Origin of the sequence: Bradyrhizobium diazoefficiens (genome assembly GCF_016616235.1) — a bacterium.
Taxonomy (GTDB): domain Bacteria; phylum Pseudomonadota; class Alphaproteobacteria; order Rhizobiales; family Xanthobacteraceae; genus Bradyrhizobium; species Bradyrhizobium diazoefficiens_H.
Genome location: NZ_CP067100.1, coordinates 4,795,581 through 4,814,686, shown reverse-complemented (window position 1 = coordinate 4,814,686; position 19,106 = coordinate 4,795,581). Strand labels below are relative to the sequence as shown.

The following is a 19,106-nucleotide window of genomic DNA, read 5'->3' as shown; positions in this document are numbered from 1 at the left end:
TGGTGCGAAGCACCAGACCCGGATCTCGAGATTCCGGGTTCGATGCTTTGCATCGCCCCGGAATGACGGCAACAGAGACCAGCCCGCCTACCGCCACCGCCGGTGCAGCCACAGCCACTGCTCGGGATGCTCGCGGACCCAGCTCTCCACCACGCTCGTGACCGCCTGCATCGTGCCCTGGATGTCGATCCTGCCGTCGGCGCCGCGCACCGGCTGGACCTCTTCGGTCAGCTCGCCGCGAAAGCGGCCGCCGGGCAGGCGGATGATGCGGACGCCGTGGATTGGGCATTCGACCTGGCGCAGCAGTCGGGCAAGCGTCGGATTGGCGCGGGTCTTGCGGCCGAAGAAGGTGACCTCGACGCCGCTGGTCAGATACTGGTCGATCAGCATCGCGACGTGCTTGCCCTCTTTCAGCGCCTGCCCGAGCCGGAGCGGTGCGTCGCGGCCGGCCGGGATCAGCGTGCCCATGTTGACCTGGCGCATCTCCTGGATGATGCGGTCGGCAGAGGCGATGTTCGGCCTGCGGTAGAGGATCGCAGCATCGAGCCCATGCGCGACCGCGGCGAGCGCCGGCAATTCCCAATTGGCGAGATGGGCTGCAAAAATCAGCGCCGGCTTGCCGTCCTCACGGATCTGGTCGAACAGCTCGATGCTGCGCTCGGACAGCTCGATCCTGCTGTTCTCCGGGTGCTCGCGATTGTAGTCCCAAACCTGGTCCATGTGAGCGAATTCGGCGCCGACCCGGCCGAGATTGTCCCACACGCCCATCAGGATCTGCTCGATCTCCTCCGGCGACTTCTCGGGAAACGCCGCGGTGAGGTTGGCGCGGCCGATGCGATGCTCGCGCAGGCGCGGGCCGATCAGCTTCGTCACCCGCGCGAAAAAATCCGCCGTCTTGACCGGGTCGAAATAGCGTGTGGTACGCAGCATGCCGACGGTGGCGGCGCCGATCAGGCCTCCGCCGACCGTTTTGGCAAGCTCCCGCGCGCGGGCCTTCGTGCTCGCAGGAAGCAGCGCCATGCGTCCGGTCAGGCCGGTTCGCGGGTCAGGATGAGCGAGGCGTTCTGGCCGCCGAAGCCGAACGAATTCGACATCACCGCGGTGACGCGGGCATCGCGCGCCTTGTTGCCGACGACGTCGAACAGGATCGTCGGATCCGGATTGTCGTAGTTGATCGTCGGCGGGATGCGCTGATGCTCGAGCGTGAGCAGCGAGAAGATCGCCTCGACCGCGCCTGCGGCCGAGATGGTGTGGCCAACCATCGACTTGTTGGAGGTGACCGGGATCTTCTGCGCAAGATCGCCGAACACGGCCGACGTCGTGTTGAACTCCATCTTGTCGTTCTCGGGCGTCGCGGTGCCGTGCGCGTTGATGTGGTCGATCTGGTCCGGCGTCATGCCGGCATCGGCCAGCGTCTTGTTCATGCAGCCGATGATCGGCTTGCCGTCAGGGGACGAGCGGGTGCGGTGGAAGGAATCGGTGAGCTCGCCGCAGCCGGCGATCACGCCGAGAATCTTTGCGCCGCGCGCGATTGCCGCTTCATAGCTCTCGAGCACGAGCGCGCCGGCGCCTTCAGCCATGACAAAACCGTCGCGGTTCTTGGAGAAGGGACGGGAGGCGGCCTGCGGCGGATCGTTCTGGGTCGACAGCGCCGAGAGCAGCGAGAAGCGCACCAAGGCTTCGGGGTTCACGGTGCCGTCGGTCGCGACGCACAGCGCAGCATCGGTCTCGCCGCGGCGGATCGCCTCGACGCCGAGCTGGATCGAGGTGGCTCCGGATGCGCATGCCGTCGACAGCGAGATCGGCGAGCCCTTGGTGCCGAAGGTCTCGGCGAGATAGGCTGCGACCGAGCCGAACATGAAGCGGTGGTGATAGGCGCTGTACTTGCCGCCGCCGGAGATGCGCAAGAGATCGTCATAGGTGAAGTCGGTCGTGCCGACGGCGCGGCCGAGCTCGCGGCGCTGCGGCCATTCGACCTCGACCGGCGCAACGGCGAGGAAGAGGGGGCCCGGGAAGTCGGCCTTTGCGCCGATGCCGGCCTGCTCGAGCGCTTCCTGCGTCACCAGCTCCGCCATCCGTTCGGACAATCCGGTGGAGGAGAACGGATCGACACTAACGAAATCGACAGTGCCGGCCATCGTGGTCTTGAGGCCATCGACCGGAAAGCGCGTGATGGTGCGGATGCCGGATTCGCCGGCGACGAGCTTTGCCCAATTGTCGGCCTTGCCGGCGCCGAGCGAGGTCATGATGCCCATGCCGGTGACGACGACGATGGGGCGCCCGAGTTTGTCGCGTGGTGCAGTCATGTCGATCCCCCGATGAGTAGAGCATAGCCTGCTAAAGCGCGGACGCGCTTCAGCTCACCGCCTCGACCAGCGCCATGCCTTCGCCGCGCCAGTGTCCGGCCCCCACCACCACGATCTGGGTGGGCGCCCCCTGCATTTCAATCTCGGTCCCCGTGGAATCGTTCGGCGGGAACAGCGCGCCGCGCGAGATCGAGAGCGCGGCGAGCGCGATCCCGAGCGGGAATTGCGTTTCCATGGCGTGGCCGAACATGGTGCCGGTCGAGCGCACCGGAAAATCAGCGTGGCTCTTCAAGAAGCCGCGCTCTTCACTCGTCGCGGGCTCGGCCCCGGTCGCACCCGTGATGATCGCGCCCTTGCCCTCGCGCCTGGGCAGCTTGGCCCACAGCTTCTCCAGGGTCGCAGCCATGTCGCCGGGTTGCTTGCGCCGGGCGAGGTCGGCAACGACGCTCGACAGCTTTGCGAACGGCTTTGCGCCGCGGGCTTCGGCATGGGCGCGGGACTCCAGCACCAGGAACGCGCCGGCCGAGCCGAGCGCGAAGCCGGCGTGGTCCTTGCGAGCCCAGACCGGCGCGAATTTGTTCTTCAGGTTGAAGTCGCCGAATTCGTAGAGGACCAGAAGGTCCTTGCGCTCGCCATTGTGCGAGCCGCCGATCAGCGCAATGTCGCTCTCGCCCGAGGCGATGCGCGCCAGCGCGATACGTGCCGCATCGGCGCCCGCAACCTCTTCGCCCATGAAGGTGCGCGAGGTGCCGCCGAGACCGTGCACGATGGCGATGTTGCCGGCGAGGAGATTGGAGAGCTGGGCCAGGAACAGGGTCGGGCGCAAATCGCTCATCAGGCGTTCGTTGAGGAAGCCCGGCGCATTGGCGCCCTTGGCCTCGGCCGTCAGCACGCCGGTGTCGACGTTGAGATCGCGCTCGCCGCCGCCGGCGGCCACCACCATGTCGATTTTCGACAGGATATCCTTGTTGCCTTTGATCCCGGCGGAGTCGAGCGCAAGGCCGGCAGCGTAGGTGCCGATGCGCTGCCAGGCTTCCATCTGGCGCTGGTCGCCCTTCTTTGGGATCTGGCTGTCGAAGGTCACCGGCATCAGGGGATGCACGATGTAGGGCGCAAAGCCCTTTTCATCGACATTGATGCGCTTCTCCTGAAGCGCAGCCCAGTTGGCATCCAGGCCCTCGCCGAGCGAGGTGGCAAGGCCAATACCGGTGATCCAGACTTCGGTCTGGCCCGGCTTCGAAGCAGTCTCAGTCATGGCGATACGGCCTGTTGCGGAAAGCCGATGCGTTTGGCGAACGAATCCATGTAGCCGCGCATATCCGCATTGGGGAAGGGAATCTGCGTGAAGGTCAGCGTCGAATTCGCGCGCAGCTTGCCGCCGACCCTGATCTTGGCCTCGGTCATGGCGTAGCCCGAACCCTCATGGGCCAGCGTCGCCTCGATGCTCATGAGGTCGCCGGGAAACACGGAGCCGCGGACCTTGGCCTCCTTGACGGCGGCGAGGATCGGCATGCGCTCGAACTTGAGCACGCCGAGCTGAAGCCAGCCCGAGGCCTGCGCCATCGATTCGATCAGGAGCACGCCGGGCATCAGCGGATAACCCGGGAAGTGCCCCTCGAAGATGGTGCTTTCCTTGGGGACCTGAGCCTCGACGACGATCGTCTTCTCGTCGATGTTGAGGTCGACGATCCGATCGATCATGTGGAAGTATTCGAGTTGCATGACCGCGCGCTTAGGCGCTCGCGCCCTTGGCCGCAACCAGTTCGTCGATGCGGGCGCACAGATTCTTCAACACGAAATACTGCTCGGTGGTCGCCTTGCCGTCGTTGACCTCCTGGGTCCATTTTTCCAGCGGCAGCTTGATGCCGAACTGCTTGTCGATCGCGAACGCGATGTCGAGGAAATCAAGGCTGTCGATGCCGAGATCGTCGATCGCGTGACTATCCGGCGTGATCGTGTCGCGCGGGATGTCGCAGGTTTCAGCGATAATCGTGGCGACCTGATCGAATGTGGAAGACATCACTAAGCCTTTGATATATTGCAGATATTTGTCAGATGGTTCCAGAGTGGCACGGTGGGCGGGCATCGCGCCCCAGATGACGCCCTCAACCCCGCTCTGGCCGGGTCGAAAGCCCGTATATCGGAGCGCCGCCCTGAGTTCAATGGAGCCGGACAAGGCGCTTCGGACAGGGCTGGGGACGCCTGCCGGAGCCGTTTCGGCCGGGACCGGGCCTTAGATATGGGGCGTCGTGATCTTGACGCAGTCCCGGCGGCCCATCAGCACGCAATCCTGGGTCCGGCGCAGATCGGCGATGCTCACCGCGAGCCAGATCCCGATCGCGGTCAGCGCGACGGTGAAGGCGAGGGCGGCGATGTTGGCGAGCATGCGGTGGCGGAAATCGTCCGGCGCAGCGCGGGGCTGCTCGTAGCGGGACATGTCGAGCGGCTCGGGCGTGACGCGGAGCGGCTGAACGGTGCCGCTGCCGCGGTGGACCGGCGGGGAGGGCGAATTGCGCGGCCTGAACTGGAGCACCCGGTGCTCGTCATCAGAGCTTATGGGCCGCTGGGTCTTCATGATGTGAGGATCAACTCCGAAGCAGCGATTTTAGATAGCATACGTGGTGAAGGCGTTGCAGAAAATCTTCTCAACGCGCACGTGCATTGCGCGTTCGCACTATCCCGTGGGGCTGCGGGCGAGCGGTCGTCATCCTTGCGCCAGGAGGGCATCCTTGCATCAGGAAGGCGCGGTGCGCTGCAGCAACGGCCACGGCGCTCGGCGTCGTCGCCGTGCACATTGGCTTGTGATCTCGTTGCCGGAACCGAATGCATTTTGCCGCCGCCGGGCCCGTGTCATAATCCCGCGGAACCGGCACCGCCGGTTGCGAACTCATGCGAGAGGCCTTCGACCATGACAACTACCAACGCGCGCGAGCCGAGAGTACATCCGGTGCCGATCCTGTCGCTTCGGCCGACGCAGATGACCGTCGGCATGCGCGAGGTCAAGGAGAAGCGCAAGCGCTGGCGCGAGCAGGACAAGAAGAAGCAGGCCGATCTGCTCGGCAAGCATATGATCCCGGTCGTCTACGGGCCGGACCTGCGCTACTACGTGATCGACCATCATCATCTCGGCCGCGCGCTGCATGACGAGGGCGTCAAGGACGTGCTGGTGACCGTGGTGGGCGATCTCCGGATGGTCGAGCGCGAGGCGTTCTGGGGCGTGATGGACAACAAGCGCTGGGTCTATCCCTACGACGCCAAGGGCGAGCGGCGCCCGTTCCGCGATCTGCCGAAGTCGGTCGCCGATCTCAAGGACGATCCGTTCCGCAGCCTTGCCGGCGAACTGCGCCGCATGGGCGGCTTCGCCAAGGACACCACGCCGTTCTCGGAATTCTTGTGGGCCGACTATCTGCGCCGGAAACTCTCGCGCAAGGCGGTGGACGCCAATTTCGACAAGGCTCTGGAAAAGGCGATGGCGTCGGCCAAGAGCAAGGATGCGATCTATCTGCCCGGCTGGTGCGGACCGGCGGATGATGACTAGACGCCAGCTCACATCAGTCGCGCTGGAAGATCTTGGCGCCGGGATAGGCACGCCGCGCGTCGGTCACGACCAAGGCGCGGTCCTGGGTTGCCAGGAAGGGCGTTCGGATCAGACTTGATCCAATGATGAGGTGCCACAAACCATTCAGCTTCCGGATGACGACATCCATTTGAGTATTCCTCGAAGACTATGCACTCAGGCCCAGCCTGTCGCTGCAGCCTTGCGATTCACGATCGTGATCCCTGATGCAAATTTCCCGGGACGACTCGCGCCCGCTGCAAGACAACGGCATTCTTGTTTGTTGGTTACGGCAGGGGGCCCGATAAGACGAATGTCATCACAGCCGCTTGAGCGAAATCATTTTCCGCCGCCATGAAACCGTCCTGAAACAGAGCTGCCCCATCTGTTTGGGATCGTCGAGCTCGCACAGGAGGCCAAAATGCGCCGTCTGTTTTTCACGGTTGCCTTGCTTGCGGTCGCTTCAGCAGGCATCTCGGCGTCGTTCGCCGCGGTTCATCACGCCACAACATTGACATTTGCCGAGCGCTTTGCGCCCGCGCTCGAGCTGATGGCGAAGCAGTAGCAGCAAAGCGCCTAGCATCCGCTGCCAACGCAGATCATTTCGGCGGTTGCAGGCCCGGTGAGGACAGCAGGCGTTCCATTTCCGCGGCCGCTTCACCGTCGCGCACCTTTTGCAACAGGGCGCGGCGCTCGGCGCCTGCCGGGAGATTCTTGGCGGCGGCGCGGGCATCCTGCGTGAATTTGGTCAGGCGCTCCTGGAGTGACAGGGCCGGTCGTGTGCGGTTGCGCTTCTTGGTCATGGCTTGCTGGTCATGGTTTGGGCTTTCCAGCCGAAACTCAACCATGTCGGCGCGCGCAGCGTCCTTAACTTTTGTTGGAACCTTAGGCAGATCGTGGGTTTGTCGCTGTGGAGCCGCCGCTCATTGCAATCCCGGCCACGGCAAGGTTCCAATCCTCAGACCGGAGCAGCTCCAGTGCCCAGCGATGCGATCCGCGCGGCGCTCATCAGGCGCCTGCGCATCTCCGCCGCGATCGCGGAGGAGGACATCAACGAGATCGAAGCCCTGCCGATCTCGGTGCGGCAGTATCCGGCGGAGACGACGGTGGTGCGGGACGGTGAGCGGGCGACCAGTTGTTGCTTGGTTGTCGACGGCTTCTGCGCGCGCTCCAAGACGATTGCGAGCGGCAAGCGGCAGATCCTCTCGATCCACATCCCCGGCGAAATCCCCGATCTGATGAGCCTGTTCCTGCACGTGATGGACCATGATCTGTCGACGCTGACGCCGTCGACGCTCGGCTTCATCAGTCACGACACGCTGCAGAAGCTGCATCGCCGCCGGCCGAATCTCGCCGAGATGTTCTGGCGGGACACGCTGATCGACGCCGCGGTGTTTCGCGAATGGATCGTCAATGTCGGCCAGCGCCCTGCGCCGGCGCGCCTCGCCCATGTCATCATCGAGCTGCGCGAACGGCTCAGAATCATCGGACGCGTCGATGGCGCCAGCCTCGAGATGCCGCTGACCCAGGAGCAGATCGGCGAAGCCTTGGGCATCACCGCAGTGCACGCCAACCGCGTGATCAAGCAATTGCGCCAGGAAGGTCTCGTCGAGTTGCACCGCGGGCGCGTCACCGTGCTGGACGAGCGGAAACTTTTGGAACTGGCGGATTTCGACGACCGTTATTTGCACCAATCGCCAACGCTTTGAGCGCCCGATGCCGCGATTTCATTTCGACATTCACGAGAATGGTCGTCTCATCCCGGATGAGAACGGGCAGGAGCTCTCCGACGCAGACGACGCGCGCAAGGAAGCGGTGCTGACCGGCGCCTCCATTGCCCGCGATGCCTTCATCGCCGGCAGCGCGCATCACGTCGTCGTCGACGTGCGCGAGGAGGGCGCGCCGCTCCTGAAAGTGTCGATCACGATGCAGGTCGAGAAGGCGTAAGGTCGAGAAGGCATAAGGTCGAGAAGGCGTGGGCCGGCAAGCACCGCCCTCGCGACGATAGCTGATGAGCGCGGACCCGCGCTCATCAGCCGTGCCCTGCGGTCGCGCGACCTGCTTCAGCGCAGGATATCGCGCAGCACCTCGCCATCGACCTGATGCGGCCGGACGCCGAGGAGCTGCATGATGGTCGGTGCGACGTCGAGGTTGCGCATGCGCCGGATCGTCGTCTTGCGGATATCCGGACCTGCGGCGATGAAGGTCGCGCTCATCACCGGCAGTTCGGGATCGTGGCCGTGCGCGCCGTAGAAGTTCGGCATCGACAGCGTGGTGGTGGCCGCATTGAACGCCGCATCGCCAAGGCGGGCGACGCCGGGGCTCTGGATGCCGTCGAAATTGTAGCCCGGTGCCATCAGTGCGAACACATCGCCGAAATCCTGGCCGATGGTCTTGCTGGTGCACTGTCCGGTCCCGGCGTCGCACTGCAGCGGCCGGGTCTCAACCACGGTGAAGATGCGGCCGCTGTCGAGCGAATAGTTGAACTTCGGGTTGGGATCAACCGCGTTCCTCACTGCGTCGGTGATCTGCGCGACCAGCGCCTTGTAGGTCGCGATATCGACAGTGCCGCCCTGTTCGCGGTTCTGGAGGTTGACATAGATGTTGACCACCGGACCCGAGGTGCGGATCGCCAGCTTGCTAGTGTCGATGCCGGCGCTCTTCAGGATGTTGGTCATGTTGACCGAGGTGTGGAACGGAGCGAAGCCGTGGTCGGACACCACGATGACGTTGCTGTCCGAGCCCGCCGCGTCGGCGATCTTCTTCACCGCCTTGTCGGCAACCTGATAGGCGAAGCGGATGTAGGAGGCGTAGCGCTTGACCTTGTCAGGATCCTGGCCGGCCCCGATCGAGTTCGGGTCCTTCGGATTGGTGCCCTGGCGCGGATCGGTCAGCAGGAACTGGTGCTCGGAGCCGTCGGGCTGCTCGATATAGACCATGACGAGCTCGGCGTCGGGATGGTTCTGGATCGCGCGCTCGCCGATCTCGGCCTGGTAGCGCACGAAGGTCTTGACCATGTCCTCATACATCGCCTCGATCTCGGTATCGGGAAAATCCGTGAAGCCGGGGCTGAGCCGCTCCGGAATGCGGAAATCGGCCTGCGGGCGCCAGAAGCCGATGTTGTCGTTGATGTCGTCGACGTCGGCCAGCACCGGCGTGTTGCGCGGGATATAGTTGGCACCGTAGCGGCCAAAGCGCACCACCGAGAGATCGGGCGACAGCTGCGAGACGTAATAGGCGGCACCGACCCTGGCGCCGCTGCCCTCGAAGAAGAACGGCGCGTTCTCCTCGCCGAACTTGGCATAGGCGGGTCCCGTGGACGGCGCATGGAACGGTCCCGGCTTGATGCCCTGCGCGGTGTCGAAGAACACCAGCGTATCGTAGTTCACCTTGTTGTCGTTGGTGGTGTCGATCGCCGCGACGCGAATCGAATATTTGACATCGAACGTCGCCGTGTTGCTGGAGCAGGTCGAGGTCTGCGCCGAGGAGCACGAGAACGATTCGATCGGGTTGGTCGTTACCAGCACCGGGCTATAGGAGAAATGGCCGGCGGCCTGGAGCCCCGAGACGACCCCCGCATCGGGCGCGAAGTCGGACTGGGTCAGCGAGAAGCCGCGGGCGGACAGGCCGCCGAACCCGCCGAACGGCACGGTGTAGTTGACGACGCGGGTCGGCTGGGCCGGCTGCACCACGGTGCCGTTGATGGAGATGTCGGCGCCGTCGCCCCCGGGCCAGGTCGCGGTGGCGACCTTCTTGCCCTGCTGGCGGAGCTGCACCCAGAGCGGTTCGGCAGTCGGGTGCGGCGAGGGTCCGAGCGGGCTCTCCTGATAGCCGCCGATCGGGGCTGCGAAGCCGCTGATGCTCGACGAGATCGGCGCGACGACGGCCTGGAACGTGTTCGAGGGGACATCGTTGTGCACGGCGTTCGAGCCGGTGGCGATTTCGATATGCGACACCGCCGTCAGTGACGGCGAGGCCGTCACGTTTTGCAGCGCCACCGCACCTTTGCGGCTCAGCCGCGCCAGACCGCCGTCACGCGGCAGCACGCCTTCCTCGATGAATTGCTGGATGAAATTGGGCTTGGCACCGTCGAGCGAGATCAGCACGACCTGTTTCGACTTGTGGCCGTGACGGCCGCCGTCCTGATCGTGATTGCGGCCGAAGTCGCGGTCGTCGTCGCCCGCATGTACAGGCGTCGCGATGCCGGCCAGCGATGTGGCGAGCGACATCGCCGATATCAGGCAAAGGAAATTCTTTTTTTTCATGTGATCGCCCCCAGGCTGGCTGCGCAATCTGCGCGGATGTTGTCTGCAACGGGGCGCGATTATCGAGTGCGGCCGACGACGCGCATATGACACGGATACGTCGAAGCGATTACGCCAACGGGATGTAGGCTTGCGATCGTCTGCGCATGATGCCGAAGAAGAGACGATCGCATTTCGAAAAGGTCATGACCGAACAACGATCTAAAGCGGGATGATGACGATATGAACTGACAGTGCTTTGGGCATCGTCATCACATGGAACCCGACGAGCTCGAAGCACGCCAGTGCACATCAGGCCCAGGGCGTCGCTTCCGTCTAATGGGGACCCTCGTCGCCGCCAAGCAGACGATGCAGCCAGCGCTCGACGGGCCGGCCGACTGTGAGCAGCGCAATCGCGATCAACAGCGCGACGAGGACGATCCTCCATGCTCCGGCGCCACAGGCGATGCCGAGGCAGGCGGCGAGGAAAGCGCAGGCTGCGCTGGTCAATCCGTGGACGCGGAAGCGATGGCCCTCGCGCACGATGACGCCGGCGCCGAGAAAGCCGATACCGGTGAGGATGCCCTGAATCACCCGGCTCCCCGCATCGCTGATCTTGCCGGGCTCGGCAAACTGCACGGCGAGCAGCACCACGGTCGCGGTCGAGAGGCCGACGACGCCCAGCGTCTTCAGACCGATCGGCTTGTCATGCAGATCGCGGTCCAGCCCGATGGCGCCGCCGGCGAGCGTCGCAACCCCGAGGCGCAGCAGGATGTCGGTCCAGTCCAGTTCGGTCATGTCTTGCCGTTACGTCTTGGGCAACCGTCCCATGAGGTAGAACTCCTCGTTCGGGCGCATGCCGGTGAAGTTGGCGAGGCGGTTCGAGAGCGCGAAGAAGGCGGAGATCGCGGCGATGTCCCAGACGTCCTCGTCGCTGAAGCCGTGGGGCGCGAGCGCGGCGAAATCGTCTTCGGAGACGCGCTGCGCGTCGGCCGAGACCTTCATCGCGAAGTCGAGCATCGCCTTCTGCCGCGGCGTGATGTCGGCCTTGCGGTAGTTCACCGCGATCTGGTCGGCAATCAGCGGATTCTTGGCACGAATGCGCAGGATCGCGCCATGGGCGATCACGCAATACTGGCACTGGTTGGCCGCCGAGGTCGCCACCACGATCATCTCGCGCTCGGCCTTGCTGAGGCCGCCGTCCTTCTCCATCAGCGCGTCGTGATAGGCGAAGAAGGCACGGAACTCGTCGGGGCGGTAGGCCAGCGTCAGGAAGACGTTGGGCACGAAGCCGCTCTTCTCCTGCACGGCGAGCAGGCGGGTGCGGATGTCGTCGGGCAGGGTGTCGATTGCGGGGGCGGGAAAGCGTGGCGCGGCGGGCTTTGTCATGGCTATGATTCCGGCTTGGGGCCGGCAACCATAGTCGATGCGGACGGCCGCCTCAACGTGCTGAGGTGCTTGCCACGCATTCGGTGTCATCGCCCGACTTTGATCGGGCGATCCAGTATTCCAGAGACGGCTGTGATTGAACCGAGAAGCCGCGGCGTACCGGATGCCCGGTCAAGCCGGGGCACGACAGCGGAATGTGCGGAAGCGGTGTCCGCTCCTTACCGCAGCGGCTTCTTCAGCAGCGAGAAGCGGTCGGGATCGAGTCCCATCGACGGTTGCAGCATCGGGGCGTCGAGGCTGGACATGGTCTTTGCGGGTGGCGCCGCGAACACCGGGTCGTTCGGCACGTCGCGCTGCGAGGTGGCGCCGCGCCAGCGCTCGAGCACGGCGCCGACGAAATGCATGTCGTGGCCGGAGGTGACCGACGGCACGCTGGAGATGGTGGCTTCGCCGCGCGGCAATTGGTGCGGCGGCACCTCCTTGAAGCGCAGGCGCGTCGGCAGCGCGACGCCTTCGCCGAACGCCAGCACCTCGCGGGTGCCGAGCGAGGGCACGAAGGACAGCAAGTTCGCGGCCGCGTCCGACACCGCGGCGCGCAGCAGCGCCTGGTCGCGGTCGTTGGCTAGTCGCATCGTGAACAGCGTGTTGCACTGGGAAATGATGGTGGCGTCGAGCTCGGCCGGACGCTGGGTGATGAGGCCGAGATAGACGCCGTATTTGCGACCTTCCTTGGCGATGCGCGACACCGCCTTGCGGGTCGGGCCGAAGCCGACATTGCGGTCGGCAGAGGCGTAGCGGTGCGCCTCCTCGCAGACGAACAGCAGCGGCGAGACGCCGTCGCTCCACAGGCCGAAATCGAATGCCATGCGGCAGAGCACGGACACCACGGAGTCGATGACCTCGGCCGGGAAACCGGCGAGCTGCATCACCGTCATCGGCTTGCCGTTGGCCGGCAGGCGGAACAGATGGCTGATGACCTCGGCCATGGTGTCGCCGCCGACATTGGCGTTGTCGAACATGAAGGCGTAGCGCGGGTCGTTGCGCACCGCTTCGATGCGCGAGATCAGCTTGTGATAGATGATGCGCGATGAGCGGTTTTCCAGTTTGCCCATGCGCTCGTCGATCAGCGACATCAGATCGACCAGGCGATACGGCACCGGCGTGTCGACGGTGTAGCCGACCTGCTTGGGATCGATGCGCTTGAGCCCGATACGATCGGCGTTCTGGTATTGGGTGTAGACGCCCTTGGCGATCGGGATCACTTCGGCGAGGATGTCCAGCTCTTCCGGCACGCCGGCGCGGCCGCCGAACAGCACGTCGACGATTTCCTCGAAGTTGAACAGCCAGAACGGCAGCTTCAGGTTCCGCGGGTTCAGCACCAGCGCGCGGTCGCCGAAGCAGCGGCCATATTCGTTATGGACGTCGAGCAGGAAGATGCGCAGGTTCGGGCGCGCCTTGAGGATCTCGTTGAGCAGCAGCGACACGCCGGTGGACTTGCCGACGCCGGTCGATCCCAGCACCGCAAAATGCTTGGACAGCATTTCCTCGACGTCGACATAGGCGATGACGGAGCGGTCCTGCTGGAGGAAGCCGACATTGATCTGGTCCGAGCCAGTCGGCGCGTAGATCGTGCGCAGCTCCTGGCTGGTGATCAGGTCCACTGCATCGCCGATGGTCGGATAATTGGTGACGCCGCGCTGGAATTTCGGCTTGTCCGCGGCGTTGAGGATCTCGCCGAGCAGGTCGACCGAGGCGATGGCGATATAGTTGTCGGCGCTCGACAGGTTTTCGCAGGAGACCTCGGTGATCATCGCGACGATGACCGAGCTGGCACAGCGAATGCTGACGAAACGGCCGACTGTCGCCCGAACCTCGGAGATCGGCATGTGGCTTTCGGCCAATAGCCCGACCCGGGCGAGCGATCCGCGAACCGAAATCACGCGTCCAAAGGATGTCACGTTGAATGAACCTGGCAAGAGAACCTGGCAAGAGCACGGGGTTTGCCCCAGACTATGCGCGGCCGTCGCTGCACAAACGGTTAAACGGCAGGCGCGGCCGCTTCGTTAAATCCGCGACAATTCGGCCAACAGGTTTGTTCCAAATGCATATTTGTGGGCGGAAACGGCCGGAAAAATGCTGCATTTCTGGGCCGGTCGCGCCTGACGCGCTTAAGGAAGATTTTACCATTCGGGCAAGCAGCCTGCCGGTCGGGAGATGCTCCATCAGCATCGGCAGGACGGTCTGGGAGGTTTGGTTTGTTGACGGGACCTAATCATTTGTACATTAGTACAAATGAACCCGCGGCCTCGGCGCCGCCCTGGACGCATGAGCCGATTACGGCCCTGCGTCCGATTGCACGATCCGCTCCGGCGGATCGCAGCAACCCCAGGAGGAATTCATGCAGCCGGAACCGATCCTCGATCTCGCCCATCTCGGCCATATGGAGCTGCTGACGCCCAAGCCCGACGAGAGCCTGAAATTCTTCGTCGACGTGATGGGCATGACCGTCAGCGGGCAGAAGGGCGAGTCGGTCTATTTGCGCGGCTGGGACGATTACGAGCGCTATTCGCTCAAGCTCACGGCCTCGAAAACCTCAGGCATGGAGCACATGGCGCTGCGCGCGCGCAGCCAGCAGGCGCTGGAGCGCCGCGTCGCAGCGCTGAAGGGCTCCGGCTTCGACATCGGGTGGATCGACGGCGACATGGGGCAGGGGCCGACCTTCCGCTGCCGCGACCCCGACGGCCACATCGTCGAGCTCTATTACGAGACCGAATGGTACCAGGCGCCGCCGGAGCTGAAGCCGGCGCTGAAGAACCAGGCGCAGCGCTTTCCCGCGCGCGGCGTCAACGTCCGCCGGCTCGATCACCTCAACTGCCTTGCCATCGACATCAAGGCCAACCGCGAGTTCTTCGAGAATTATCTCGGCTGCCGGCTCACCGAGCAGATCGTGCTCAATGACGGCCGGGAAGCGGCGATGTGGCTGACCATGTCGAACAAAAGCTACGATTTCGCCTATTCGCTCGACCATTCCGGTACGCCCGGCCGCTTCCACCACGTCACATACGCCCTCGACAGCCGCGAGGAGATCTTGCGCGCCGCCGACATCTTCCTGGAGAACGGGGTGCACATCGAGACCGGCCCGCACAAGCACGCGATCCAACAGACCTTCTTTCTCTATGTGTACGAGCCCGGCGGCAATCGCGTCGAAGTCGCCAATGCCGGCGCGCGTCTCATCCTCGCGCCGGACTGGAAGCCGATCGTGTGGACCGAGGAGGAGCGCAAGAAGGGCCAGGCCTGGGGATTGAAGACGATCGAGTCCTTCCACACCCACGGCACGCCGCCGGTGGGGCCGAAGAAGCACGCTTAGTGCGGTGACGACCGCACGCGTGCAATCGTCTCGCGCACGCCGGCCCACGCGGGCTTGTCCGGTGCGAACTGACCACGCAGGAAGCTGACGAGCTCTTCGACCTGCGCGTCGCTCATGCTGTTCCTGAACGCCGGCATGTAGCCAAGATCGCTCGACACTGGCTCCGCAATGCCGTGCAGGATCGCGTGCACGAGATTGTCCGATGTCGCGCTGTGCAAATTGCTGTTGAGCGCGAGCGAGGGACGGCTGCCGAACAGCGGCAGTCCGCCGACCTCGTGGCAGACGGCGCAGGCGCCCTGATAGAGCCGCGCGCCGCTAGAAGCGGCCACCGTGACCTGTGTTGCGCTCTCGAGCTTGGCGGCGAGCGCATCCTGCGTTGGCCGATCGGTCGGGTCGTTGAATGAATTGAGATAGACCGCCATCGCGCGGATATCGTCGTCGGGGAGCGCCGTGAGATCCCTGACAACAGGCGCCATCGGACCGGCGGCGACGCCGTGGTAGCGCGAATGGCCGGTACGCAAATAGGCGAACAGCTCGTCCTCGCTCCACGGGATCGGCGCATGCGAGAGCGAGGTCAGCGGCGGCGCCTCCCAGCCCTCGGCAAAGCCGCCGGCGAGATAGGCATTGCGCTGCTCGGCGCCGAGCGCATTGCGCGGCGAATGGCAGGCGCTGCAATGGCCGAGGCTCTCGACGAGATACGCGCCGCGATTCCATGGCTCGGACTTGGCCGGATCGCGCTTGAGCTCGCGCGGCTGAGGAAATAGTGCATTCCATCCCGCCAGCAGCGGCCGCACATTGAACGGGAAGGCGAGCCTGTTGGCGGGCGCCGTCGCGCGCACCGCGGGTTGCGCGACGAGATAGGCATAGAGCGCCTGAAGATCGGCGTCGCTGGTCCTGGCGAAATGCGTGTAGGGAAACACCGGATAGAGCTGCCGCCCGTCGCGATGAATGCCATCGCGCATCGCGCGCTCGAAAGCAGGATACGACCACGCACCGATGCCGGTCTCGACGTCGGGTGTGATGTTGGTGCTGTAGATCGTGCCGAACGGTGTCTCGATCGCGCGACCGCCGGCGTTCGCCGCGCCGCCGGTCGTGGTGTGGCACACCGCACAATTGCCGAGCGCGGCCAATTGCCCACCGCGAGCGATGGTTGCGGCGGAATAGACCGATGCATCGGGCCGCGCGATCGGGGCGATCGCACGCCCGGGCCATAGCGTGGCCCCGATGCCGATCGCGGCCGAGCAGAGGGCGGCAACCGCCGCGAAGGCGCCGGCGCGCCTGGCGAAAGGATTTTGCCAGCTGCGCGACGGCTGCGGTGCTGCGGGAGCAGGCAAAGCCTGCGGCGTGGCGGCTGCATCGCCGTGCAGACCCTTCAGGATGCGCTCCGGAGTGAACGGCGGTTCCCGGAAGCGCACGCCGGTGGCATCGAAAATTGCGTTCGCGATCGCCGCCGCACTCGGCACCGAGGCGGACTCGCCGACGCCGAGCGGCGGCTGGTTCGGCCGCGGCACCATCAGCACGTCGATTTTCGGCACGTCGGGGAAGGGGATGATCGGATAGGCGCCCCATTCACGCGCCGCCACCGCGCCGCGCTCGAACGTGACCTCCTCCATCAGCGCGCGGCTGGTGGACTGGATGACGTTACCGTGGATCTGGTGGCGCACGCCGTCCGGATTGATCATCAGGCCAGAGTCCTGACCGGCGACGACGCGCGTCACGCTGACGTCGCCGGTGGTCTTGTTCACCGCGACGTCGGCGACCCAGGCGGACCAGGCCGCGCCATAGCCCGGAAATTTGCTGTGGACATAGAGCGCATAGGCGAAGCCGCGCCCGTGCACGATCTCGCCGTCCTTCCCCTCGCGAACCGGCCGCGGCGTCCAGCCGGCGCGCTCGGCGACCGCATTGACAAGATCGACCGCGCGCTGATCCCTAAGATAGCGCAGGCGGTATTCGATGGGATCGACGCCGGCCTCGCTCGCGGCCTCGTCGATATAGGATTCATGCGCAAAGGTGTTCGGCAGCGCCGAGACGCCGCGGAACCAGGACGCGCGCACGATCGGCGCCATGTCATGCGCGACCACGCGCATGTGGTCGTAGTCGTAAGGAGGAATGGCGGTGCGGTCACCCATCTGGAGCACGGCCGGTTCGGACGAGATGCGCCCGGTGAGCAGGAGTGCCAGCGTCGGTGCCGCGTTCGATGGATAGCGTGTCGCGAGGTCGTAAGCGGCGATGTTGCCGTCGGCGTCGAGCCCGCCGTTGACGTCGATCAGCTGCGCGGTGCCCTTGGGCTCCCAGGCGTGCTCCTGCTCGCGCGTCAGCTGCACGCGCACTGGCCGGCCCACCGCGCGCGAGAGCAGCAGCGCGTCCGCAGTGACGTCGTCGGCGCAGTTGCGGCCGTAGCAGCCGGCGGCCTCGAGGCGGATGACCTCGATCTCGCTCTCGGGACGCTCGATCAGGAGGGCGAGGTCGCTGCGGAGCAGATGCGGGTTCTGCGTGCCGGACCAGACGCGGATGTTGCCGTCCTGGAAGTCCGCGACGGCGCAGGACGGGCCGATCGACGCATGCATCTGATACGGCCACACATAAGTGCGCTGCATCGGCTTGGCCGCGCCTGATATCGCGGCATCGACGTCGCCCTTATCGATCAGTGTGCGCGGCGTCGAGGGATTGGCGCGCAGGGCGGTCTCGACATCGGCGAGGTCGGTCAACGTCGGCGTCGGCTTCCAGCTCACCTTGAGCTGCTCGGCCGCGCGGATCGCATTCTCCTCGCGTTCGGCGACTACGCCGACGAAATCGCAAATGCGCACCACGGCGACGAAGCCGGGAATGTCGCGCACCGAAGCTTCGTCGACGGCGATCAGGCTGGTGCCGACGAACGGCCCGGCGTCGACGCCGGCATAGGGCGGACGCACCACCCGGCCGTGCAGCATGCCGGGCACGCGGATATCGTGCACGAAAGTCAATTGGCCCGTGGCCTTGGCCGGCAGGTCGACGCGCGGCACCGACTGGCCGACGATGGCATAGTCGCCAACCGCTTTGACCTGGACGTCGTCGGCTAGCTCGAGGCTGATCGCCTCGTTGCCGATTAATTCCCCATAGCTGATGCTGCGATTGTGCCCGCGGACGAGACCGTCTTCGACTTTGAGCTCGTCCGCGGGCAGCTCCAGCCGCTCGGCCGCACGCGCGATCAGGAAGTGGCGCGCCTGCGCGGCGGCCTTGCGTAGCGGCACGGCGGTGATCTGGATGGTTTCGCTGGCGATGGTCGCGCCCTGGTTCGGCACCAATGCGGTGTCGCCGAGCACGATGACGACGCGCGCGAAGGAGACGTCGAGCTCTTCGGCGACGATCTGGCCGAGCGCGGTGCGGATGCCGGTGCCGAGATCGACATGGCCGTTATAGGCTGTAACCGAGCCGTCCGCGGTGATGCGGATGAAGGTTTCAGATGTGACTTCGTCCACCGTGCGGACGACGACAAGCGAACCCTGTGGCCGCTCAGCTCCGTTCGAGACAGGCGAGGCCATCAATCCGCGGCCTCGGTGAGCTGGCCCGATGCGCGCATCACCGCGCGCAAGATTTCGACGTGGGTGCCGCAGCGACAGAGATTGTAACGCAGAGCCGCCAGCGCCTCCTGCTCGGTCGGCTGTGGATTGATTGCCAGCAGCGCCTTGGTCGTCATGATCATGCCGTTGAGGCAGTAGCCGCATTGCGCGGCCTGCTCGTCGATGAACGCCTGCTGCACCACGTCAGGCTTATCGCGCGTGCCGAGCCCTTCGAGCGTCACGATGTCGCGGCCTGCGCAGCCGCTGATAGGAATCACGCAGGAGCGCGCCGCGGCGCCGTCGATCAGGACAGTACAGGTGCCGCATTCACCGAGACCGCAACCGTATTTCGGACCGTTGAGCGCGAGATCGTTGCGCAGCACGTAGAGCAGCGGCGTATCGCGCGCGGCGCTGATCTCGTGGATCCTGCCGTTCACGGTGAGGCGGATCGGTGCCTGCGTCATCTCGTTCCCAAGCCTGCATCAAAATCTACGTCCGCGACGATACCGTTTGTACACAAACGTGCAAGCCGTGCATGCCGCAGTGCAGCGCAATTGCCCGCTTTGTGGACAGGGCGGATAGGCAAATGAGGTTTTATGCGGCAGCAGCACCTTTTGCATTGCACCGCCGCTTGACAGCCCTAGGGGAGCGCGCGCAACATCGTTCGTATACGAATGATAACCGCAAGGTCCGGCCGGCTTTGAC

19 protein-coding genes are annotated in these 19,106 nt (G+C 64.9%); 5 read left to right on the top strand and 14 right to left on the bottom strand.

Annotated elements, in window-relative coordinates; all coding sequences use genetic code 11:
- Positions 1–87: 87 nt before the first annotated feature.
- From JJB99_RS23040 to JJB99_RS23015, 6 genes are all read right to left on the bottom strand, one after another.
- Complete coding sequence (locus tag JJB99_RS23040; RefSeq protein ID WP_200494593.1) at positions 88–1,020, bottom strand: lipid A biosynthesis lauroyl acyltransferase; 933 nt, start codon at positions 1,018–1,020, stop codon at positions 88–90.
- Positions 1,021–1,028: 8 nt separating this feature from the next.
- Positions 1,029–2,306 (bottom strand): beta-ketoacyl-ACP synthase, encoded by a 1,278-nt coding sequence (locus JJB99_RS23035; RefSeq protein ID WP_200494592.1) that lies wholly within the window; start codon positions 2,304–2,306, stop codon positions 1,029–1,031.
- Positions 2,307–2,355: 49 nt separating this feature from the next.
- Positions 2,356–3,561, bottom strand: coding sequence for a beta-ketoacyl-ACP synthase (locus JJB99_RS23030; RefSeq protein WP_200494591.1), 1,206 nt, complete (start codon positions 3,559–3,561; stop codon positions 2,356–2,358).
- Positions 3,558–4,028 (bottom strand): 3-hydroxyacyl-ACP dehydratase FabZ family protein, encoded by a 471-nt coding sequence (locus JJB99_RS23025; RefSeq protein ID WP_200494590.1) that lies wholly within the window; start codon positions 4,026–4,028, stop codon positions 3,558–3,560. Before JJB99_RS23025 ends, JJB99_RS23030 begins: the two co-directional genes overlap by 4 nt.
- Positions 4,029–4,038: 10 nt before the next feature.
- On the bottom strand, positions 4,039–4,326 hold the full coding sequence (locus JJB99_RS23020; RefSeq protein WP_007592476.1) for an acyl carrier protein: 288 nt from the start codon (positions 4,324–4,326) through the stop codon (positions 4,039–4,041).
- Between the two features lie 213 nt (positions 4,327–4,539).
- Positions 4,540–4,881 carry a hypothetical protein gene (locus JJB99_RS23015; RefSeq protein ID WP_200494589.1) on the bottom strand — a complete coding sequence of 114 codons (342 nt, stop codon included), beginning with the start codon at positions 4,879–4,881 and terminating at the stop codon, positions 4,540–4,542.
- Between the two features lie 333 nt (positions 4,882–5,214).
- Here JJB99_RS23015 and JJB99_RS23010 point away from each other — a divergent pair, with 333 nt between their 5' ends.
- Positions 5,215–5,844, top strand: a complete 630-nt coding sequence (locus JJB99_RS23010; protein ID WP_200494588.1) for a ParB-like protein — start codon at positions 5,215–5,217, stop codon at positions 5,842–5,844.
- A 13-nt stretch (positions 5,845–5,857) separates the two neighbouring features.
- Here the strand turns inward: JJB99_RS23010 and JJB99_RS23005 are convergent, their stop codons facing one another.
- Complete coding sequence (locus JJB99_RS23005) at positions 5,858–6,013, bottom strand: hypothetical protein (RefSeq protein ID WP_200494587.1); 156 nt, start codon at positions 6,011–6,013, stop codon at positions 5,858–5,860.
- Positions 6,014–6,283: 270 nt separating this feature from the next.
- Here JJB99_RS23005 and JJB99_RS23000 point away from each other — a divergent pair, with 270 nt between their 5' ends.
- A complete protein-coding gene (locus JJB99_RS23000; protein WP_200494586.1) occupies positions 6,284–6,427 on the top strand; it encodes a hypothetical protein in 144 nt (47 codons plus the stop codon).
- A 34-nt stretch (positions 6,428–6,461) separates the two neighbouring features.
- Here JJB99_RS23000 and JJB99_RS22995 read toward each other — a convergent pair whose 3' ends face one another.
- Positions 6,462–6,710 carry a hypothetical protein gene (locus JJB99_RS22995; protein ID WP_433995727.1) on the bottom strand — a complete coding sequence of 83 codons (249 nt, stop codon included), beginning with the start codon at positions 6,708–6,710 and terminating at the stop codon, positions 6,462–6,464.
- A gap of 129 nt (positions 6,711–6,839) precedes the next feature.
- Between JJB99_RS22995 and JJB99_RS22990 the strand changes: the two genes are divergently transcribed.
- Entirely contained in the window at positions 6,840–7,571 is a 732-nt protein-coding gene (locus JJB99_RS22990) for a Crp/Fnr family transcriptional regulator (RefSeq protein WP_200494585.1), read from the top strand.
- Positions 7,572–7,578: 7 nt separating this feature from the next.
- Positions 7,579–7,809, top strand: coding sequence for a DUF6894 family protein (locus tag JJB99_RS22985; RefSeq protein ID WP_200494584.1), 231 nt, complete (start codon positions 7,579–7,581; stop codon positions 7,807–7,809).
- A 116-nt stretch (positions 7,810–7,925) separates the two neighbouring features.
- On the opposite strand, the gene JJB99_RS22980 is transcribed toward JJB99_RS22985, so the two are convergent.
- From JJB99_RS22980 to JJB99_RS22965, 4 genes are all read right to left on the bottom strand, one after another.
- Entirely contained in the window at positions 7,926–10,127 is a 2,202-nt protein-coding gene (locus JJB99_RS22980; RefSeq protein WP_200494583.1) for an alkaline phosphatase family protein, read from the bottom strand.
- Positions 10,128–10,442: 315 nt separating this feature from the next.
- Positions 10,443–10,904, bottom strand: a complete 462-nt coding sequence (locus JJB99_RS22975) for an MgtC/SapB family protein (RefSeq protein WP_200494582.1) — start codon at positions 10,902–10,904, stop codon at positions 10,443–10,445.
- Between the two features lie 9 nt (positions 10,905–10,913).
- Positions 10,914–11,495: a peroxidase-related enzyme gene (locus JJB99_RS22970; RefSeq protein ID WP_200494581.1), complete on the bottom strand. Its 582-nt coding sequence runs from the start codon at positions 11,493–11,495 to the stop codon at positions 10,914–10,916.
- A 218-nt stretch (positions 11,496–11,713) separates the two neighbouring features.
- Positions 11,714–13,453 (bottom strand): ATP-binding protein, encoded by a 1,740-nt coding sequence (locus tag JJB99_RS22965; protein ID WP_200494580.1) that lies wholly within the window; start codon positions 13,451–13,453, stop codon positions 11,714–11,716.
- Positions 13,454–13,893: 440 nt separating this feature from the next.
- Between JJB99_RS22965 and JJB99_RS22960 the strand changes: the two genes are divergently transcribed.
- Positions 13,894–14,862: a catechol 2,3-dioxygenase gene (locus JJB99_RS22960; protein ID WP_200494579.1), complete on the top strand. Its 969-nt coding sequence runs from the start codon at positions 13,894–13,896 to the stop codon at positions 14,860–14,862.
- On the opposite strand, the gene JJB99_RS22955 is transcribed toward JJB99_RS22960, so the two are convergent.
- Positions 14,859–18,383: a molybdopterin cofactor-binding domain-containing protein gene (locus tag JJB99_RS22955; RefSeq protein ID WP_200494578.1), complete on the bottom strand. Its 3,525-nt coding sequence runs from the start codon at positions 18,381–18,383 to the stop codon at positions 14,859–14,861. The genes JJB99_RS22960 and JJB99_RS22955 overlap by 4 nt on opposite strands.
- On the bottom strand, positions 18,383–18,865 hold the full coding sequence (locus JJB99_RS22950; protein WP_200494577.1) for a (2Fe-2S)-binding protein: 483 nt from the start codon (positions 18,863–18,865) through the stop codon (positions 18,383–18,385). The genes JJB99_RS22955 and JJB99_RS22950 overlap by 1 nt, the downstream gene beginning before the upstream one ends.
- Positions 18,866–19,106: the final 241 nt, after the last annotated feature.